Raw genomic sequence first — 16,474 nt, 5'->3', positions numbered from 1 at the left:
ATGCTAGCCTACATCCGGCCTCACGAATATGGGACCCGGTTACGCCGCAACGCATACTCGACAGGCAGGGCCCATTGCCCCTATCTTTCCCATTATGAGCCACGATCACGACCATCACCACGATCACGATCACGATCATTCCGAACTGTCGGAGACCGAGCTGCGCGTGCGCGCGCTCGAGACGATCCTGACTGAAAAAGGCTATGTCGAGCCCGCCGCGCTCGACGCCATCATCCAGGCCTATGAGACCAAGATCGGCCCGCACAACGGCGCGCGCGTTGTCGCCAAAGCCTGGAGCGATCCGGCCTTCAAGAAAGCGCTGCTGGAGGATGGCAGCAAGGCCATCGGCACGCTCGGCCATGTCAGCCGCGTCGGCGATCATCTCGTCGTGGTCGAGAACACGCCCGCGCGGCACAACATGGTCGTGTGCACGCTGTGCTCCTGCTATCCCTGGGAAATGCTGGGACTGCCGCCGGTCTGGTACAAGGCCGCGCCCTACCGCTCGCGTGCCGTGAAAGATCCGCGCGGCGTGCTCGCCGATTTCGACGTCACCCTGCCCAAGGACATGGAGATCCGGGTCTGGGACTCGACGGCAGAAACCCGCTTCCTGGTGCTGCCGATGCGCCCCGCGGGCACCGAGGGGTGGAGCGAGGAACAGCTCGCCGAGCTCGTCACGCGCGATTCCATGATCGGCACCGGATTCCCCAAGACGCCGGGAGCGCCGTCGTGAACGGCGTGCACGACATGGGCGGCATGGACGGGTTCGGCAAGGTCGAGCCCGAGCCGAACGAGCCGGTGTTTCACGAGGAATGGGAATCCCGCGTGCTGGCGATGGTGCGTGCGATGGGCGCAGCCGGCGCCTTCAACATCGACACCTCGCGCTTCTATCGCGAGACCATTCCGCCCCACGTGTACCTTTCGAGCTCTTATTACAAGAAATGGTTTCTCGGGCTCGAGGAGATGCTGATCGAGAAGGGCTATCTCACCCGCGAGGAAGTCGCCGCCGGTCACGCGATGCAGCCGGGGAAGACGCTCAAGCACGGCAAGTTCGATCTCGGCCAGGTGGAGCGCATCATGGTGCGCGGCAAGTTCGCCCGCCCGGCACCAGCGGCCGCAAAATTCAACATCGGCGACCGTGTGCGCGCCAAGAACATCCACCCCAAGACGCATACGCGGCTGCCGCGTTATGTGCGCGGCCATGTCGGCATCGTCGAGCTCAACCACGGCTGCCACGTGTTTCCGGACACCGCGGCGATGGAGCACGGCGAACATCCGCAATGGCTCTACACCGTCGTGTTCGAGGGCCGCGATCTCTGGGGCGAGGATGGCGATCCCACGCTGAAGGTCTCGATCGACGCCTTCGAGCCCTATCTGGATCCGGCGTGATGAGCAGCGCAGCTGCCGCCGCCGCGACGGCGGCGATCCCGAGCATTCCCCGCGACGACGACGGCCCGGTGTTCCGCGCGCCGTGGGAAGCGCATGCGTTCGCGATGGCGTTGAGCCTTCACGAGCGCGGCGTGTTCACCTGGCCGGAATGGGCCGCCGCCCTCGCCTCCGAGATCAAGCGCGCCCAGGCGGCCGGCGATCCCGACACCGGCGAGACCTACTATTTGCACTGGCTCGCCACGCTGGAGGGCCTCGTCGCCAGCAAGGGCGTCGCCTCGATGGACACGCTGCAGCGCTACCGCGACGCCTGGGACCACGCCGCCGATCGCACGCCGCACGGCAAGCCGATCGAGCTTAAGGCGGAGGATTTTAGGTAAGCTCCGCTCGCGCCACGAACTCCCGCCACCCCTTCGCCCGCAGGCTGCATGCCGGGCATTCCCCGCAACCGTAGCCCCAATCGTGCTGAGCGCCGCGCGTCCCGAGATAGCAGGTGTGGGAGTGCTCGCGGATCAGATCGACCAGCCCGTCGCCGCCGAGATCCTGCGCCAGCTTCCAGGTCGCGGCCTTGTCGATCCACATCAAGGGCGTGTGCAGCTCGAACTTCCGGGCCATGCCGAGTGACAGCGCGGTCTGCATCGCGCGGATGGTGTCGTCGCGGCAATCGGGATAGCCGGAATAGTCGGTCTCGCACATACCGCCGACGATGTGGGTGATGCCCCGGCGATACGCCAGTGCCGCGGCAAAGGTGAGGAACACCAGATTGCGGCCGGGCACAAACGTGTTCGGCAGGCCGTCGGCGCCCATCGCAATCGCGACGTCGCGCGTCAACGCGGTCTCGGACACCGCCGCCAGCGTCGGGATCGACAGCGTATGGCTCTCGCCGAGCTTTTCCGCCCAATCAGCGCGAAGACCCTTGATGCCAGCGAACAGCCGATCGCGGCAGTCGAGCTCCACCGCGTGGCGTTGGCCGTACTCGAACCCCAGCGTCTCCACCCGCGCAAAGCGGCTCAGCGCCCAGGCCAGGCAGGTGGTGGAATCCTGACCGCCTGAGAACAGGACCAGCGCGGTTTGTGATGAAAATGCGTCACTCATGGGCCTCAGGTAGTCCACTTCGTCGACGCCATCAATGCAAGATCACGCAACGGCGTCCGCGCCGGCGGGCGTCACTCATTTGCCGTCGCATACTCGCCCTGGTAGCATAACGGCGTTGCCGCACGATCCAATGGACGGACGTCGATATGGGTTATTTCGAAGGGTTGGCCAGTAGCAGTTTCAAGACCACCGAGGACGGCCGCCGGCTGTTCTTTCCATGGGGAGCGCTCGGGCGCGGTTACGCCATCGGCTCGGAGGAGCGCTATGGACGTCTTCGAAAGCAGGTGAAAGCCTACATGGTGGTTTCACTCCTGCCTGTCATCCTCGCACCAATCATCTTTCACGGTTACACCATCAGCTTTGCGTCGGCCGCTATCTCCCTGGCATTCTATTTGGCTTGGATGTGGGTTCTGCTTCCCCGCCTCGAGGCCGCTGATGAAGGGCTATCTTTGAAGGAGAGTATGACGTCTCAGGCACGCGCGCATGGCCCGGTCGTGCTCTGGCCGCTGACCATCGGATCTCTGGTGTTCGTCGCCGGCGGCCTCCTGATGTCCGTCGGCGAGACCGGCAGCAGAATGATCGGACTGGCGGTGACCTTGTTTTTTGGACTTTGCGCGGCGATGAACATCTGGCTGCTTATGCTCCGGCGGAAGGCAACCTGATCCAGATCAGCCCGTCGGTGGAAATCCGTCTGATTTCGCCTTGTTCCGCTGGGATCAATGCCGTGCATTTGGCATAAAGCCGGAAACGCGCAACTCCGGTGCCCAATGACCCCTTCCCGCGACATTTCCCGCCTGATCGAGATCATGGCGGCGCTGCGCACGCCGGTGACCGGCTGCCCCTGGGACCTTGAGCAGGACTTTTCGACGATTGCGCCCTACACGATCGAGGAAGCCTATGAGGTGGTCGACGCCATCGACCGCGGCGATCTCGACGATCTCCGCGAGGAGCTTGGCGACCTCCTGCTCCAGGTCGTGTTCCACGCCCAGATGGCATCGGAGCAGAACGCCTTTGCCTTCGGCGACGTCGTCGAGGCCATCACGCGAAAGATGATCCGGCGTCATCCCCACGTCTTCGCCGACAAGGACGGCAACCTCGCCTCCTCTCACGTCAAGGAAGTCTGGGACCGCATCAAGGCCGAGGAGAAGGCCGAGCGCGCCGCACGCCGGCCGCCGGAAGACGTACCGGCGCACAGATCGCTGCTGTCGGGCGTCAAGGCCGGACAGCCCGCGCTGACGCGTGCCATGGAGCTGCAGCGCAAGGCATCCACCGTCGGCTTCGACTGGAACGACCCGCGCGCAGTGCTGGCAAAGATCCGCGAGGAAGCCGACGAGATCGAGGCCGCGCTCGATCGTGGCGACAAGCAGGAAATCGCCGAGGAGACCGGCGACCTCATGTTCGCACTGGTCAACCTCGCCCGCCACGTCGATGCCGATCCGGAGGCCGCGCTGCGCGTGACCAACGCGAAGTTCGAGCGGCGCTTTGCGTTCATTGAGCGCGCGTTGGAGACGCAGGGCCGCACGCTCGAGCAGGCGTCGCTGGCGGAGATGGATGCGCTGTGGAATGAGGCGAAGACGGCCACGTGATGCAAGGGCGCTACATGGACATCAGGCAGGATGATCCGACGGCGCCCTATGTAGCCGACCTCTTGGCGCATCACCTTGCGGAACTGCAGAGTGTGATGGGCAAGCACGCGCAGGCGCTGGATGCGAGCGGCCTTTCGGACTCGGCGGTTACCTTCTGGACCGTATGGCAGGACGATCAGCTGGTTGGATTTGGCGCCCTCAAGCAATTGGATGACGCGCATGCAGAAGTGAAGTCGATGCGGGCCGCGCCGGCTGCCCGCGGGACCGGGGTTGGCCGTGCCATCCTGCATCATATCATCGCTGAGGCCCGCAAACGAGGCTATGCGCGTCTTAGCCTGGAGACCGGCACGGCACCGCTTCATGCGCCGGCCGTTTCACTCTATCGCAGTGTCGGCTTCACGAACTGCGAACCCTTCGCGGATTATCAGGCGAGCCCGCATAATCAGTTCATGAGCCTCGACCTCGCCGACTAGTCTGCGGCCGTAGCCCGGATGGAGCGAAGCGCAATCCGCGACCGGTCGTCGAGATCCGAATCCCGGATTACGCTTCGCTTCATCCGGGCTACGAAGCTGGGGATTTACGCCGACAGACGCGGCACAGCGTCAAACCTGTTCACTACGATATCGCGCTTGGTTTCGTCCACCCGCACGGTCATGTCGAAGCGGCCGTCGTGCAGCTCTTTGGCCAGCACCTCGGCGTTGCGATGCAGCCAGGAGATGCCGGCGCCGTCGGCGGCGTCGATGGAGAGATCGAGCGTGGTGCGCTTGGCCGCTAACCGTTCCTCGATCGCGGCGAGCAGTGCATCGACGCCCTCGCCTGTCACGGCGGAGACCAGCATGGCCGGATGATCCTCCGGCCGGCGCGCGGCGATGTTCAAGAGCTCTTCGCGTTGCTCGGAATCGTAACGGTCGATCTTGTTCCAAACCTCGATGATGCGACCTGAGTCGTCGGGGTTGATGCCGAGCTGGCGCAGCACCGCGTCGACATCGCTCTGCTGAGCTTCGGCATCTTCATGCGAGATGTCGCGCACATGCAGGATGACATCGGCCTCCAGCACTTCCTCCAGCGTGGCGCGGAAGGCGGCGACGAGCTGGGTCGGCAGGTTGGAGATGAAGCCGACGGTATCCGACAGCATTGCCTTGCCGCCATGCGGCAGGTTCAGGGCGCGCAAAGTCGGATCCAGTGTCGCGAAAAGCATATCCGCGGCCTGCACGTCGGCGCGCGTCAGACGGTTGAACAGCGTCGACTTGCCGGCATTGGTGTAGCCGACCAGCGCGACCACGCGATAGGGCACGCGCTGGCGTCCGGCACGATGCAGCCGCCGCGTCGCCTGCACCTTCTTGAGCTCGCCCTCGAGCTTGGAGATGCGCTCCTGGATCAGGCGGCGGTCGGCCTCGATCTGGGTCTCGCCGGGACCGCCCATGAATCCGAAGCCGCCGCGCTGGCGCTCCAGATGGGTCCATGAGCGCACGAGGCGCGAGCGCTGGTAGTTGAGATGCGCGAGCTCGACCTGGAGCGAGCCTTCCCGCGTCTTGGCGCGGCGGCCGAAGATTTCCAGGATCAGTCCGGTGCGGTCGAGCACCTTGGCGTGCAATTCCTTTTCGAGATTGCGCTGCTGGATCGGCGCCAGCGCGCAATCCATCACCACGAGCTCCACGTCGAGGGTCTTGATCAGCGCGGCGATCTCCTCGACCTTGCCCTTGCCGATATACGTCGCGGGCCTGATCTGGCTGATCGGTGCGATGATGGCATCAGCAATGACGAGATCGATCGCGCGCGCGAGGCCGGCGGCTTCATCGAGCCGGGCCTCGGAATCACGCAGGACATGAGTTTCAGATTGCGCGTCGGCTCCGCCGGCGCGCACCCGCAAATAGGGGCCGATGACAAGCACCCGCCCCGTCTGCTGAGCCCCGGCCGACCGCGGACGGTCGGCCTCCCCGTCGAAATTCCGGGGTTCCAATCAGATCACTCTCAAGCCGGCTGGTCCTCGCCGCCTTCGAACAACTGAATCGGTGCGCCCGGCATGATGGTCGAGATCGCGTGCTTGTAGACAAGCTGCGAGTGACCGTCGCGCCGAAGCAGCAAACAGAAATTGTCGAACCAGGTCACGATGCCCTGGAGCTTCACTCCGTTGACCAGAAAGATCGTCAGTGGCGTCTTGGTTTTGCGAACGTGATTAAGGAAGGTGTCCTGTAGGTTTTGTGCGCGGTCTGCCGCCATTGTTTTTTTCTCGCTTTGAGTTTCTTTTTATTGCGCCGGTTGCGGCCCTCTTTGTGATGTTCGGGGCCTCTCCCGGTTGCCGTTCCTCATGAGATCCCCCTCGGAAGGAACAGCTGTTGCGATTAGAGGACAGGTGGGCCTTTTAGGCAAGCTGCTTCACGCGGCATGGCACGCCGTAATGCCCCGAAAAACTACGGAAAGCGATGGTTTTCCTGACCAATCCCTCAGGGTTAACCGCAGTCCCGCAGCGCTAGATTCTTGTTTTGACCCGTTTTCTTTATGCGAACCGCCAACCGCTGTGCTCCAAAACGTTCTAGCCGACACCGAGCGCTTTCAGCTTCCGATGCAGCGCCGACCGTTCCATGCCAACGAACTCGGCCGTACGAGAAATATTTCCTGAAAAACGGCTGATCTGTGCAATCAAATAGTCGCGTTCGAACACTTCGCGCGCTTCGCGCAGCGGCAGGCCCATGATGTGCTCGCCGTTGTTGCTTGTCGGCATCGCCGGCACCATGGAGCCGACGTCCTGCGGCAGCATGTCGGCGGTGATGATGACCTCGGGACCACCCGCTGCCAGAATCATGACTCTCTCAACATTGTTGCGAAGCTGGCGCACATTGCCCGGCCAGACATGCGATTGCAGCACCGCCATCGCGTCCTGCCCGATCTGCCGCTTGGGCAAGCCGCTGCCGGCCGAGATCTGCTCCATGAAGTAGTCGATCAATTCCGGAATGTCCTCGCGCCGCTCCGACAGCGCGGGCACGCGGATCGGCACCACCGAGAGCCGATGATAGAGGTCCTCGCGGAAATGGCCGGCCGCGATCTCCTCTTCGAGATTGCGCGCGGTCGACGAGATGATGCGCACGTCGACCTGCACCTTGGCGGTGCCGCCGACACGCTGGAACGACTGCTCCACCAGCACGCGCAGGATCTTGTTCTGGGTCTCGCGCGGCATGTCCGCGATCTCGTCGATGAACAGCGTGCCGCCATGGGCTTCCTCGAGCGCGCCGGCCTTGCGCGGCTGCTCGCCGTTGGTCTGCTCGACGCCGAACAGCTCGTGCTCCATGCGCTCGGGCGTGATCGCTGCGGCGTTGATGACGACGAAGGGACCGTCGGCACGGCCGGAGGCCGTGTGCAGTGTGCGTGCGGTCAATTCCTTACCCGCGCCGGCAGGGCCGACGATCAGGATGCGGCTGTTGGCCTTGGCGGCGCGCTCGATGGTCTGGCGCAGCTGGTTCATGCTGGGCGAGCGGCCGACGAGCTGGCTGGCGCTTGGCGCCAGCTGCTTCAGCTCCTTGACTTCGCGCTTCAGCCGCGAGTTCTCCAGCGCGCGGGTCGCGACCAGGATCAAACGATCGGCCTTGAACGGCTTCTCGATGAAGTCATAGGCGCCACGCTTGATCGCCGCGACCGCGGTCTCGATGTTGCCGTGGCCCGAGATCATCACGACCGGCAGATCGGCATTGTCCTTCTTGACCTGCTCCAGCAGTTGCAAGCCGTCGAGCTTGGAGCCCTGCAGCCAGATGTCGAGGAACACCAGATGCGGCCGCCGGTTGGCGATTTCAGCCAGCGCGGAGTCGCTGTCGCGTGCGGTCCGGGTGACGAAGCCTTCGTCCTCGAGAATGCCCGCCACGAGATCCCGAATATCGGCCTCGTCATCGACAATCAGAATTTCACTAGCCATGGGTCGCGCCTGTCTTGTCAGCTGCCTGTTGCGGCTTGGATTTTCGTTGAATCATTGGTCTTTTCAGCGGGCTCTTTGGTTTCGGCCGCCGGCTCTTTTGTTTCTTGCGCCGGATCCTTGACAGCAGCGCCGGGCTGCCCGCCGGTGACTTCCTTGGCCGCGGCCGGAGCCTGCTCGGCTCCCTCGGGCTTGGCGGGTTGACCGGTGATCGCAAAGCGCATCCGCATCCAGGCGCCGCGCTGGCCCTCGCGGAAGTCGGACGCATCCTTCAGCTCGATGCGTCCGCCATGGTCTTCCAGCACGCGGCCGACGATCGCCAGGCCAAGCCCGGTGCCCTTGGCGCGCGTGGTAACATACGGCTCGAGCAGCCGCGAGCGCGCGACCTTGGGCAGGCCGATGCCGTTGTCGACCACGTCGATCAGCACGTCCTCGCCCTCGCGCGATACCACGACGTCGATGCGCCCTTTGCCGAGTTCCTCCACCGGGACCTGTTCGATCGCCTCGGTGGCGTTCTTGACGATGTTGGTGACCGCCTGGGAGATCAGCCGCCGGTCGAACTGGGCGCGCAGCGGATCCTGCTTGAACTCGGCCTCGATATCGATCTCGGGATGGGCGACCTTCATCAGGAACACGGCTTGCCGCACGGTGTCGGCGACGTCCTCGCCCTCCATCACCGGCTTCGGCATCCGCGCGAACCGCGAGAACTCGTCGACCATGCGCCTGATGTCGTCGACCTGACGCACGATGGTGTCGGTGCACTGTTCGAAGATCTGCTTGTCCTTGGCCTCGGTGATGTCCTTGCCGAACTTGCGGCGGATCCGTTCGGCGGAGAGCTGGATCGGCGTCAGGGGGTTCTTGATCTCGTGGGCGATGCGGCGCGCCACGTCGCCCCAGGCCGAGGTGCGCTGCGCCGAAACCAGCTCGGTGATGTCGTCGAGCGTGATGATGTAGCTGTCGTGCGGCTGGTTCTTCTCGGCACTGACCCGGACCGACAGATTGCGCTCCTGCCCGTCGCGGGTGATCGTGATCTGCCCCTGCACCAGGCGCTGGGTCCCTTCCCGCGCCGTCTTCATCATCTCGTCGAGCTCGGGCAGCACGTCCGAGAGCGGATGACCGAGCGTCTCGGATTCAGCGTGTCCGATCAGCTTCTCGGCGGAGCGGTTCAAAATGCCGACGCTGCCGGAGGCATCGACGCCGATGATGCCGGCGCTCGCCGAGGACAGCACGGCCTCGATGAAGCGGCGGCGGCTGTCGATGAGATCGCTGGCGTTGACGAGCTCGTCGCGCTGGCTGCGCAATTCCTGCGTCATCTTGTTGAAGGTCTCACCGAGCTGGGCGAGATCGCCTTCCGACTGGTGCACCGGAACCTTCACGTGGAGGTCGCCGGTCGAAACCGTATGGGCCGCGTTCATCAGCCGCCGGATCGGCGCCACCAGCGAGTTGGCGAAGTTCAGCCCGATCAGCACCGAGGCCATCAGGATGGTCAGCGCGATCACCGCGAACATCAGCGCGAAGGCGACCTGGATGCCGAGCCGCCGCGACTCGATCTGGGCATATTCGGCGACGCTGACCTCGGTCTGCTTGAGCTGATTGACGACGTTCGGATCAAGCGGGCGCGCGACATAGAGGAAGGTATCGCTGAAGGCACGCAGGCGGATCACCGCGGCGACGAAGCTCGCATCCGGCAAAACCGCGATCTCGGGCTCGTTCTCGTTGACGTTGCTGAGGAAGTCGGGTGCCGGCGGCGAATAGGCCAGCCGCATGCCGGTGTCGGCGGATTCCAGGATGTTGGTGTTCTTGTCGATGATCATCGCGCCCGGCAGGTTGCGCGAGCTCGCACTGGCGGTGAGCATCTCGCGGAACGAGCGCCGGTCCTGGTCGTAGAGCGGCCTTGCATGGGCGATGTCGTTGGCCATGCCGAGAATGTCGCCGCGGATCAGCTGCGCATGGTCCTGCATGTAGGCGCGCGCGATGTTCAGCGAGTTCTGGATGACCTCCTTGGTCGGCCCGGAGAACAGCCGGTCGAGGCCGCGCTCGATGGTCACGTTGGCAACGACGGCGACCAGCACCGCCGGCAACACCGCCACGATCGAGAACAGGCTCACGATCTGGACATGCAGCCGTGCCGCTGCCCTGCCCCGCCGCCGCGCCAGGATCAGCTGCCAGAGCTCGCGGATGATGATGCCGACCAGCAGCAGGATCGTGGCCGCGTTGGTGAGGTAGATCGAGCGGACCACCGCCGGCGTCGGCTCGATCGTGGTCAGGCCGGTCAGAACCAGGAAGGTGACGAAGGCCGACAGCAAGGCCAGCACGACGGCAAACGGTGCCAGCCAGCGCCGCGCCGACCAACGCCGGGGCTCTTCCGCTGGGGCCGTGTCAAAGTGTGCGGCCGAGGTATCTGCGCTGGTCATTCCGGCAATGGTGGGTGCTGAAAACGGGTCCGCGGGCGCGCGGATACTGATGTATTCGTACCACATTGTTGCCGAATTGCGACAATTGCGAGGCGTCAGCCGCGCGGCGGAGCAACGCATCCACAGGGCAGTGCCGCATCAGCGGGAACGGAATCGGACGATTCCGGCTTGACCCCGCATGGACAGGATCTTTCTCGCGATCATGGCTTCGGCTGTACTGCTGCTGATTGTGGCTTCCGACCTGCTGGTCAATGGCCCGGCTCTGCAGGAGCGAGCTGACTTGGCCATGCTGCCGACATCGGCCAGGCTGGTCAGATAGGCGCGCGGCGCTGCGCCCTGCGGCCAAATGCCGGAATCGTCCCCTTTCAACGGAACAATTGGGTCCGTATCGGACTTCTGCTCACCGCGTCAGCCACAATGGCCAGCGCGATCCGGACAGGCTCAGCTCTGCCTTGGTAGGGGGAGCTGAGCCACTCCGTTCAAACGCGATTTGGCGTTCAGACGCGATGCCGCGGGTCGCCCGCAGTCTAACCCCCGCTCCGATACACCTGGATATCGAGATCCCGGATTTTCTTCCGCAGTGTGTTGCGGTTGAGGCCGAGCAGGTCGGCGGCGCGGATCTGGTTGCCGCGGGTGGCGGCCAGCGCGGCCGTGAGCAGCGGCACCTCGATCTCCTTGAGGATGCGGTGGTAGAGGCCCGGCGGCGGCACGCCGTTCGGAAAGCCCTGGAAGTGCGAGGACAGATACGCCTCCACGGCGCCGCCGAGATTGTCGACGCCCTGCTGGACCGCCGCGCCGGGACTGACCGTGGGCGGCGCCAGCTCGCCGTCGATGACGGAGCCGGTGATCACGTCCTGCGGATAGAGTGCCGCAAGGCGACGGGCGAGGTTCTCGAGCTCGCGCACGTTGCCGGGCCAGCGATGCTGCTTCAGCCGCTCCAGCGCCAGCACGTCGAGCTTCTTGGGCGGCAGGCCGTCCTTCTCGGCCAATGCGAAGAAGTGACGGATGAGATCCGGCAAATCCTCGATACGCTCGCGGAGCGGCGGCAGCCGCAGCGGCACGACGTTGAGTCGGAAGAACAGATCTTCGCGGAACAGGCCCTGCTGGATCAGCACCCGCAGGTCCTTGTTGGAGGCCGCGACGATGCGCACGTCGGTCTTGATCGGGGTGCGGCCGCCGACTGTGGTGTATTCGCCTTGCTGCAGCACACGCAGCAAGCGCGTCTGCGCCTCCATCGGCATGTCGCCGATCTCGTCCAGGAACAGCGTGCCGCCCTCGGCCTGCTCGAACCGGCCGGAGGCGCGGGTGTTGGCGCCGGTGAAGGCGCCGCGCTCATGGCCGAACAATTCGGATTCGATCAGGTCGCGCGGGATCGCGGCCATGTTGACCGCGACGAACGGGCCGTTGCGGCGCTTGCCGTAATCGTGCAGCGCGCGCGCCACCAGCTCCTTGCCGGTTCCGGACTCGCCCGTGATCATCACGGTGAGATCGGTCTGCATCAGGCGCGCCAGCACGCGGTAGATTTCCTGCATCGCCGGCGAACGGCCGACCAGCGGGATCGCCTCCATCTCGGCGTCCTCGTCGGGCGTCGAGACGCGCTCCTTCGGCTCGGCGAGCGCCCGGCCGACGATCGCGATCAGCTCCTTCAGGTCGAACGGCTTCGGCAGATATTCGTAGGCTCCGCGTTCGGAGGCGCGGATCGCCGTCATGAAGGTGTTCTGCGCGCTCATGACGATGACGGGCAGATTCGGCCGCATCTTCTTGATCCGCGGCAAGAGGTCGAAGGCGTTTTCGTCCGGCATCACCACGTCGGTGATGACGAGATCGCCCTCGCCCTGGCTGACCCAGCGCCACAGCGTTGCGGCATTGCCGGTCAGCCGCACTTCGTAGCCGGCGCGGGACAGTGCCTGGTTGAGAACGGTGCGGATGGCGGTGTCGTCATCAGCTACGAGAATGCTACCTGCGGGCATCGTTAATCCTCATTTCGCCCCCTGTGACACAGGCGACGACTTCCCGGCAGAGTCGGCGCGACTGCTTTGATCGGCATGTTTCACCGATGTGGAATACATCGGCATCAGCACGCGGAAGGTGGTTTTGCGCGGCTGAGATTCGCATTCGATGATGCCCCCGTGATCGCCGATGATCTTGGCGACCAATGCAAGACCCAGGCCCGAGCCGGTCTGCTTGGTGGTCACGAAGGGATCGAACAGGTTGGGCAGAAGATCGTCCGGCACGCCTGGTCCGTTGTCCTTCACGCAGAATTCGAGTGGCAACGATACCCGGGATTTTTGACCGGGGACTGACAGGCGCACGCCGGGGCGGAACGCGGTGGTGAGCTGGATCTCGGCGTCGGGAACGTCGATCAGCGCCTCGGCGGCGTTCTTCACCAGATTGAGGAACACCTGGATCAGCTGGTCCTGGTTCGCCAGCACCGGCGGCAGCGAGGGATCGTAATCCTCGATGAAGCGGATGTTGCGGGCAAAGCCGGACTGCGCCAGCCGCTTGACGTGGTCGAGCACGGAATGGATGTTGACGGGACCGCGCACCACGGGACGCTCGTCGCCGAACACCTCCATGCGGTCGACCAGCGTCACGATGCGGTCGGCCTCGTCGCAAATCAGGCGCGTCAGCATGCGGTCTTCGGACGAGGCCTGCTGCTCCAGCAGTTGCGCCGCACCGCGGATGCCGGAGAGCGGGTTCTTGATCTCGTGTGCCAGCATCGCGGCCAGCGCAATCACCGAGCGCGCGGCGCTGCGATGGGTGAGCTGGCGGTCCATCTTGTCGGCGATGGTGCGCTCCTGCAGCATCACCACGATATGGCCGGGCCGCTCTGTGAGCGGAGCGACGTGCAGGTCGACCTGGCGATCACCGCCCATGCGCGGCGTGCCGAGATCGACCTTGTATTCGTTGACCGGCGAGTTCGACGAGCGCACCTGGTCGATCAGCGCCAGCAAGGGGCTGCCGAACGGCACCAGCTCTTTCAGCGACTGCCGCTTCAGGAACTGGGTCGAGATCTCGAAGAAGGCTTCGGTCGCGATATTGGCTGCGACGATCTTGCCGTCCGGCCCGATCATGAGCACGGGGTTGGGCAAGGCATCCAGCATCGCGTCGCTCTCGGACGGCCGGCGATGTTCAGCGGCTGAGCTCATGCAGCAGCGCTCCATGCGAAGTCGTCGAAGGCATCCTGCAGGGACTGGTGGACGAGGCGCGGATCCTCCGATGTGAGGATCTTCTGGCGCCAACCCTTCAGCTTCTCGACAGATGCGCCGCTCGCCTGTGCCGCGACATCGAGCGCCCAGCCGAGATGCTTGCGGGCATGCCTGAGGCCGATGCGCAGACCATAGAGCGCGCAGACGCCCTCATACAGCGTGCGGACATAATGCAGCTGGGTTGCGAGCGAAGGCGCCGCCTCCTCGGCCCCGCCTGTCAGGCGGCGGCCGATCTGGCCAGGCAGCCAGGGCTGGCCGTTCGCACCGCGGCCGATCATCACCGCATCGGCGCCGGAGGCCTCCAGCGCCGCGAGCGCCTTCTCGTAAGTCGTGATGTCACCGTTGACGACGAGCGGAATCGAGATCGCATCGCGCACGGCGCGGATCGCATCCCAATCGGCCTCGCCCTTGTAGAACTGGCTGCGGGTGCGGCCATGGACTGTGACGAGCTGGACGCCGGCGGCCTCCGCGCGCCGCGCCAGCTCGGGCGCGTTGCGGGTCTGGTCGTCCCAGCCGAGCCGCATCTTCAGCGTCACCGGCACCTTCACCGCTGCGATGGTCGCATCGATCAGGCTGACGGCATGGTCGAGGTCGCGCATCAGGGCCGAGCCGGACTGGCCGCCGGTGACGTGACGGGCCGGACAGCCCATGTTGATGTCGATGATGTCGGCGCCATCGGCCTCGGCGATCCGGGCGCCCTCCGCCATCCAATGCGTCTCGCAGCCGGCGAGCTGTACCACGTGCGGGCCGATGCCGGTGGCTTCGCAGCGCAACCGGGACATCCGGTGGCCATTGGCGAGCTCATCGCTGGCGGTCATTTCGGATACGACAAGTCCGGCCCCAAGCTCGGCGGCCAGCTTGCGGACGGGCGAGTCAGTCACTCCCGACATCGGCGCCAGGATGACCGGGGTGGCGATATCAATATCGCCTATTTTCAACGGCTTAGAGCCGAATACTGCCGAACCGGTCACGGGGGTCTCGTCGACTGGGCAGGGCCTCATCGCGCCTGCCAGGATCTATCTTGCGCACAATTCTTGTGCAGTCAAGCGTCATGCCTACAGTTTAGACAGTTCTGCAAATCTTTCAAGTGCAGTGCAGCAAAATGCTGTTTCCAACAATCCGGGGAAACCCCCTTTTTTTGCGGGCCTGCCGTGCTAGAGGCATGCGGCAATCACCCCACTCCCCGACTCTTCCATCACCAATTGAGTATTTGAGTCCTATGGCGAAATCACAGCGCACCGCAGTCGTCCTCGTCGCAGCCGGGCGTGGACTGCGTGCAGGCGCCGGCGGGCCGAAGCAATATCGCGAGATCGGCGGCGTGCCCGTGATCTACCGCGCCATGGAAGCCTTCAGCCGCCATGCCGAATTGTTCGCGGTGCAGCCGGTGGTGAACCCCGACGACAACGCGATGTTCACGGCAGCGGTCGCAGGGCTCAAGCACGAGCCGCCGACCAGTGGCGGTGCCACCCGTCAGGCGTCCGTGCTCGCCGGCCTCGAGGCGCTGGCCAAGCACAAGCCTGATATCGTGCTGATCCACGACGCCGCCCGGCCCTTCGTCTCGGCCGGCGTGATCTCGCGCGCGATCGAGGCGGCGAGCCGCACGGGCGCTGCGATCCCCGTCGTCCCCGTCACCGACACCATCAAGCTGACCGGCGATGCTGGCGACGTCGAGGGCACGCCGGATCGCGCGCGTTTGCGAATCGCGCAGACGCCGCAATCCTTTCGTTTCGACGTCATCCTCGAGGCGCATCGTCGCGCGGCGAAGGACGGCCGCAGCGATTTCACCGACGATGCCGCGATTGCCGAATGGGCGGGATTGACGGTTGCAACCTTTGAAGGCGATGTTGCCAACATGAAGCTCACCACTCCCGAGGATTTCGTGCGCGAGGAAGCGCGCCTGGCTGCCCAGCTCGGCGACATCAGGACCGGCACCGGCTACGACGTGCACGCCTTCGGCGACGGCGACCACGTCATGCTCTGCGGCGTGCGTGTGCCGCACACCAGGGGTTTTCTCGCCCATTCCGACGGCGATGTCGGCCTGCATGCACTGGTCGACGCCATCCTCGGCGCGCTCGCCGACGGCGACATCGGCTCGCACTTTCCGCCGAGCGATGCGAAATGGAAGGGCGCCTCCTCCGACCAGTTCCTGAAATACGCCATCGAGCGCGTCACTGCGCGCGGCGGCCGCATCGCCAATCTCGAGGTCACCATGATCTGCGAGCGGCCGAAGATCGGCCCGCTGCGCGACACCATGCGCGCGAGCATCGCGGAAATCTCCGGCGTCGACATCTCGCGCGTCGCGGTGAAGGCGACCACCAGCGAGCGGCTCGGCTTCACCGGCCGTGAGGAAGGCATCGCGGCCACCGCGAGCGCCACCATCCGCCTGCCCTGGAGCGTGTAGGATCATGGGCGGCAGCGACGCACGCGCCCTCTCCCGCTCGCTGCTCGACCTGTGCCGGATGCGCAAGCTGACGATCGCGACCGCTGAATCCTGCACCGGCGGGCTCGTCGCCGGCGCGCTGACCGACATCCCCGGCTCCTCTGATGTGATCGACCGCGGCTTCGTCACCTATTCCAACGACGCCAAGCGCGCCATGCTCGGCGTCGAAGCCGGCACGCTCAGCAATTTCGGCGCGGTCAGCAAGGAAACCGCGACTGCCATGGCCGTCGGCGCGTTGGAGCGTGCCGATGTCGATCTTGCGGTTGCCATCACCGGCATTGCCGGTCCCGGCGGCGCCACGCCCGGCAAGCCGGTCGGTCTCGTGCACTTTGCCGCCGCGGCGCGCGATGGCCGCATCATCCACCGCGAGCACCGTTTCGGCGCGATCGGCCGCTCCGCCGTGCGTCAGCGCTCCGTGGTCGAGGCGCTGCGCATGCTGATGGACC

General features: G+C 65.0%; 17 protein-coding genes. 9 read left to right on the top strand and 8 right to left on the bottom strand.

Features of this window, described 5'->3' with window-relative positions; translation table 11 throughout:
• Positions 1–94: 94 nt before the first annotated feature.
• From nthA to SE92_RS03445, 3 genes are read left to right on the top strand one after another with little or no spacing between them, the layout of a single operon-like run.
• Positions 95–730 (top strand): nitrile hydratase subunit alpha, encoded by a 636-nt coding sequence (gene nthA, locus SE92_RS03455; protein ID WP_063194474.1) that lies wholly within the window; start codon positions 95–97, stop codon positions 728–730.
• Entirely contained in the window at positions 727–1,386 is a 660-nt protein-coding gene (nthB, locus tag SE92_RS03450; RefSeq protein ID WP_063194473.1) for a nitrile hydratase subunit beta, read from the top strand. The genes nthA and nthB overlap by 4 nt, the downstream gene beginning before the upstream one ends.
• Positions 1,386–1,763 carry a nitrile hydratase accessory protein gene (locus tag SE92_RS03445; protein WP_063194472.1) on the top strand — a complete coding sequence of 126 codons (378 nt, stop codon included), beginning with the start codon at positions 1,386–1,388 and terminating at the stop codon, positions 1,761–1,763. The genes nthB and SE92_RS03445 overlap by 1 nt, the downstream gene beginning before the upstream one ends.
• Here SE92_RS03445 and queC read toward each other — a convergent pair.
• On the bottom strand, positions 1,756–2,478 hold the full coding sequence (gene queC / locus SE92_RS03440; protein WP_063194471.1) for a 7-cyano-7-deazaguanine synthase QueC: 723 nt from the start codon (positions 2,476–2,478) through the stop codon (positions 1,756–1,758). The two genes, SE92_RS03445 and queC, sit on opposite strands and share 8 nt — an antisense overlap.
• 146 nt (positions 2,479–2,624) lie before the next feature.
• On the opposite strand from queC, the gene SE92_RS03435 reads away from it, so the two are divergent.
• From SE92_RS03435 to SE92_RS03425, 3 genes are all read left to right on the top strand, one after another.
• Positions 2,625–3,140 (top strand): hypothetical protein, encoded by a 516-nt coding sequence (locus tag SE92_RS03435; RefSeq protein WP_063194470.1) that lies wholly within the window; start codon positions 2,625–2,627, stop codon positions 3,138–3,140.
• A 105-nt stretch (positions 3,141–3,245) separates the two neighbouring features.
• Entirely contained in the window at positions 3,246–4,064 is an 819-nt protein-coding gene (mazG, locus tag SE92_RS03430; RefSeq protein WP_063194469.1) for a nucleoside triphosphate pyrophosphohydrolase, read from the top strand.
• 14 nt (positions 4,065–4,078) lie between these two features.
• Positions 4,079–4,537, top strand: coding sequence for a GNAT family N-acetyltransferase (locus SE92_RS03425; RefSeq protein ID WP_063203322.1), 459 nt, complete (start codon positions 4,079–4,081; stop codon positions 4,535–4,537).
• Positions 4,538–4,641: 104 nt separating this feature from the next.
• Here SE92_RS03425 and hflX read toward each other — a convergent pair whose 3' ends face one another.
• From hflX to SE92_RS03405, 4 genes are all read right to left on the bottom strand, one after another.
• Positions 4,642–6,024, bottom strand: a complete 1,383-nt coding sequence (gene hflX, locus SE92_RS03420; RefSeq protein ID WP_063194468.1) for a GTPase HflX — start codon at positions 6,022–6,024, stop codon at positions 4,642–4,644.
• A gap of 11 nt (positions 6,025–6,035) precedes the next feature.
• Positions 6,036–6,284, bottom strand: coding sequence for an RNA chaperone Hfq (gene hfq, locus SE92_RS03415; RefSeq protein ID WP_007591126.1), 249 nt, complete (start codon positions 6,282–6,284; stop codon positions 6,036–6,038).
• A gap of 313 nt (positions 6,285–6,597) precedes the next feature.
• The gene (gene ntrX, locus SE92_RS03410) at positions 6,598–7,968 is read right to left on the bottom strand and encodes a nitrogen assimilation response regulator NtrX (RefSeq protein ID WP_063194467.1); all 1,371 of its coding nucleotides are present in this window, start codon (positions 7,966–7,968) and stop codon (positions 6,598–6,600) included.
• A gap of 17 nt (positions 7,969–7,985) precedes the next feature.
• On the bottom strand, positions 7,986–10,379 hold the full coding sequence (locus tag SE92_RS03405) for a sensor histidine kinase (protein ID WP_063194466.1): 2,394 nt from the start codon (positions 10,377–10,379) through the stop codon (positions 7,986–7,988).
• Positions 10,380–10,557: 178 nt separating this feature from the next.
• Between SE92_RS03405 and SE92_RS35560 the strand changes: the two genes are divergently transcribed.
• Positions 10,558–10,698 (top strand): hypothetical protein, encoded by a 141-nt coding sequence (locus SE92_RS35560; RefSeq protein ID WP_157095055.1) that lies wholly within the window; start codon positions 10,558–10,560, stop codon positions 10,696–10,698.
• A 208-nt stretch (positions 10,699–10,906) separates the two neighbouring features.
• Here the strand turns inward: SE92_RS35560 and ntrC are convergent, their stop codons facing one another.
• The 3 genes from ntrC to dusB are packed head-to-tail and all read right to left on the bottom strand — an operon-like array spanning position 10,907 to position 14,526.
• Entirely contained in the window at positions 10,907–12,349 is a 1,443-nt protein-coding gene (ntrC, locus tag SE92_RS03395) for a nitrogen regulation protein NR(I) (protein WP_063194465.1), read from the bottom strand.
• Positions 12,350–12,358: 9 nt separating this feature from the next.
• Entirely contained in the window at positions 12,359–13,528 is a 1,170-nt protein-coding gene (locus SE92_RS03390) for a two-component system sensor histidine kinase NtrB (RefSeq protein ID WP_063203321.1), read from the bottom strand.
• A complete protein-coding gene (gene dusB, locus SE92_RS03385) occupies positions 13,525–14,526 on the bottom strand; it encodes a tRNA dihydrouridine synthase DusB (protein ID WP_198172895.1) in 1,002 nt (333 codons plus the stop codon). Before dusB ends, SE92_RS03390 begins: the two co-directional genes overlap by 4 nt.
• A 281-nt stretch (positions 14,527–14,807) precedes the next feature.
• Here dusB and SE92_RS03380 point away from each other — a divergent pair, with 281 nt between their 5' ends.
• The gene (locus tag SE92_RS03380) at positions 14,808–15,989 is read left to right on the top strand and encodes a bifunctional 2-C-methyl-D-erythritol 4-phosphate cytidylyltransferase/2-C-methyl-D-erythritol 2,4-cyclodiphosphate synthase (protein ID WP_063194463.1); all 1,182 of its coding nucleotides are present in this window, start codon (positions 14,808–14,810) and stop codon (positions 15,987–15,989) included.
• Positions 15,990–15,993: 4 nt separating this feature from the next.
• Positions 15,994–16,474, top strand: a 481-nt coding sequence (locus SE92_RS03375) for a CinA family protein (protein WP_063194462.1), incomplete at its 3' end; no start/stop codon positions are given.

The sequence above is a fragment of the Bradyrhizobium sp. AT1 genome (assembly GCF_001590795.1).
In the GTDB taxonomy this organism is placed as follows: domain Bacteria; phylum Pseudomonadota; class Alphaproteobacteria; order Rhizobiales; family Xanthobacteraceae; genus Bradyrhizobium.
This window is presented reverse-complemented; position numbering and strand designations above follow the sequence as displayed.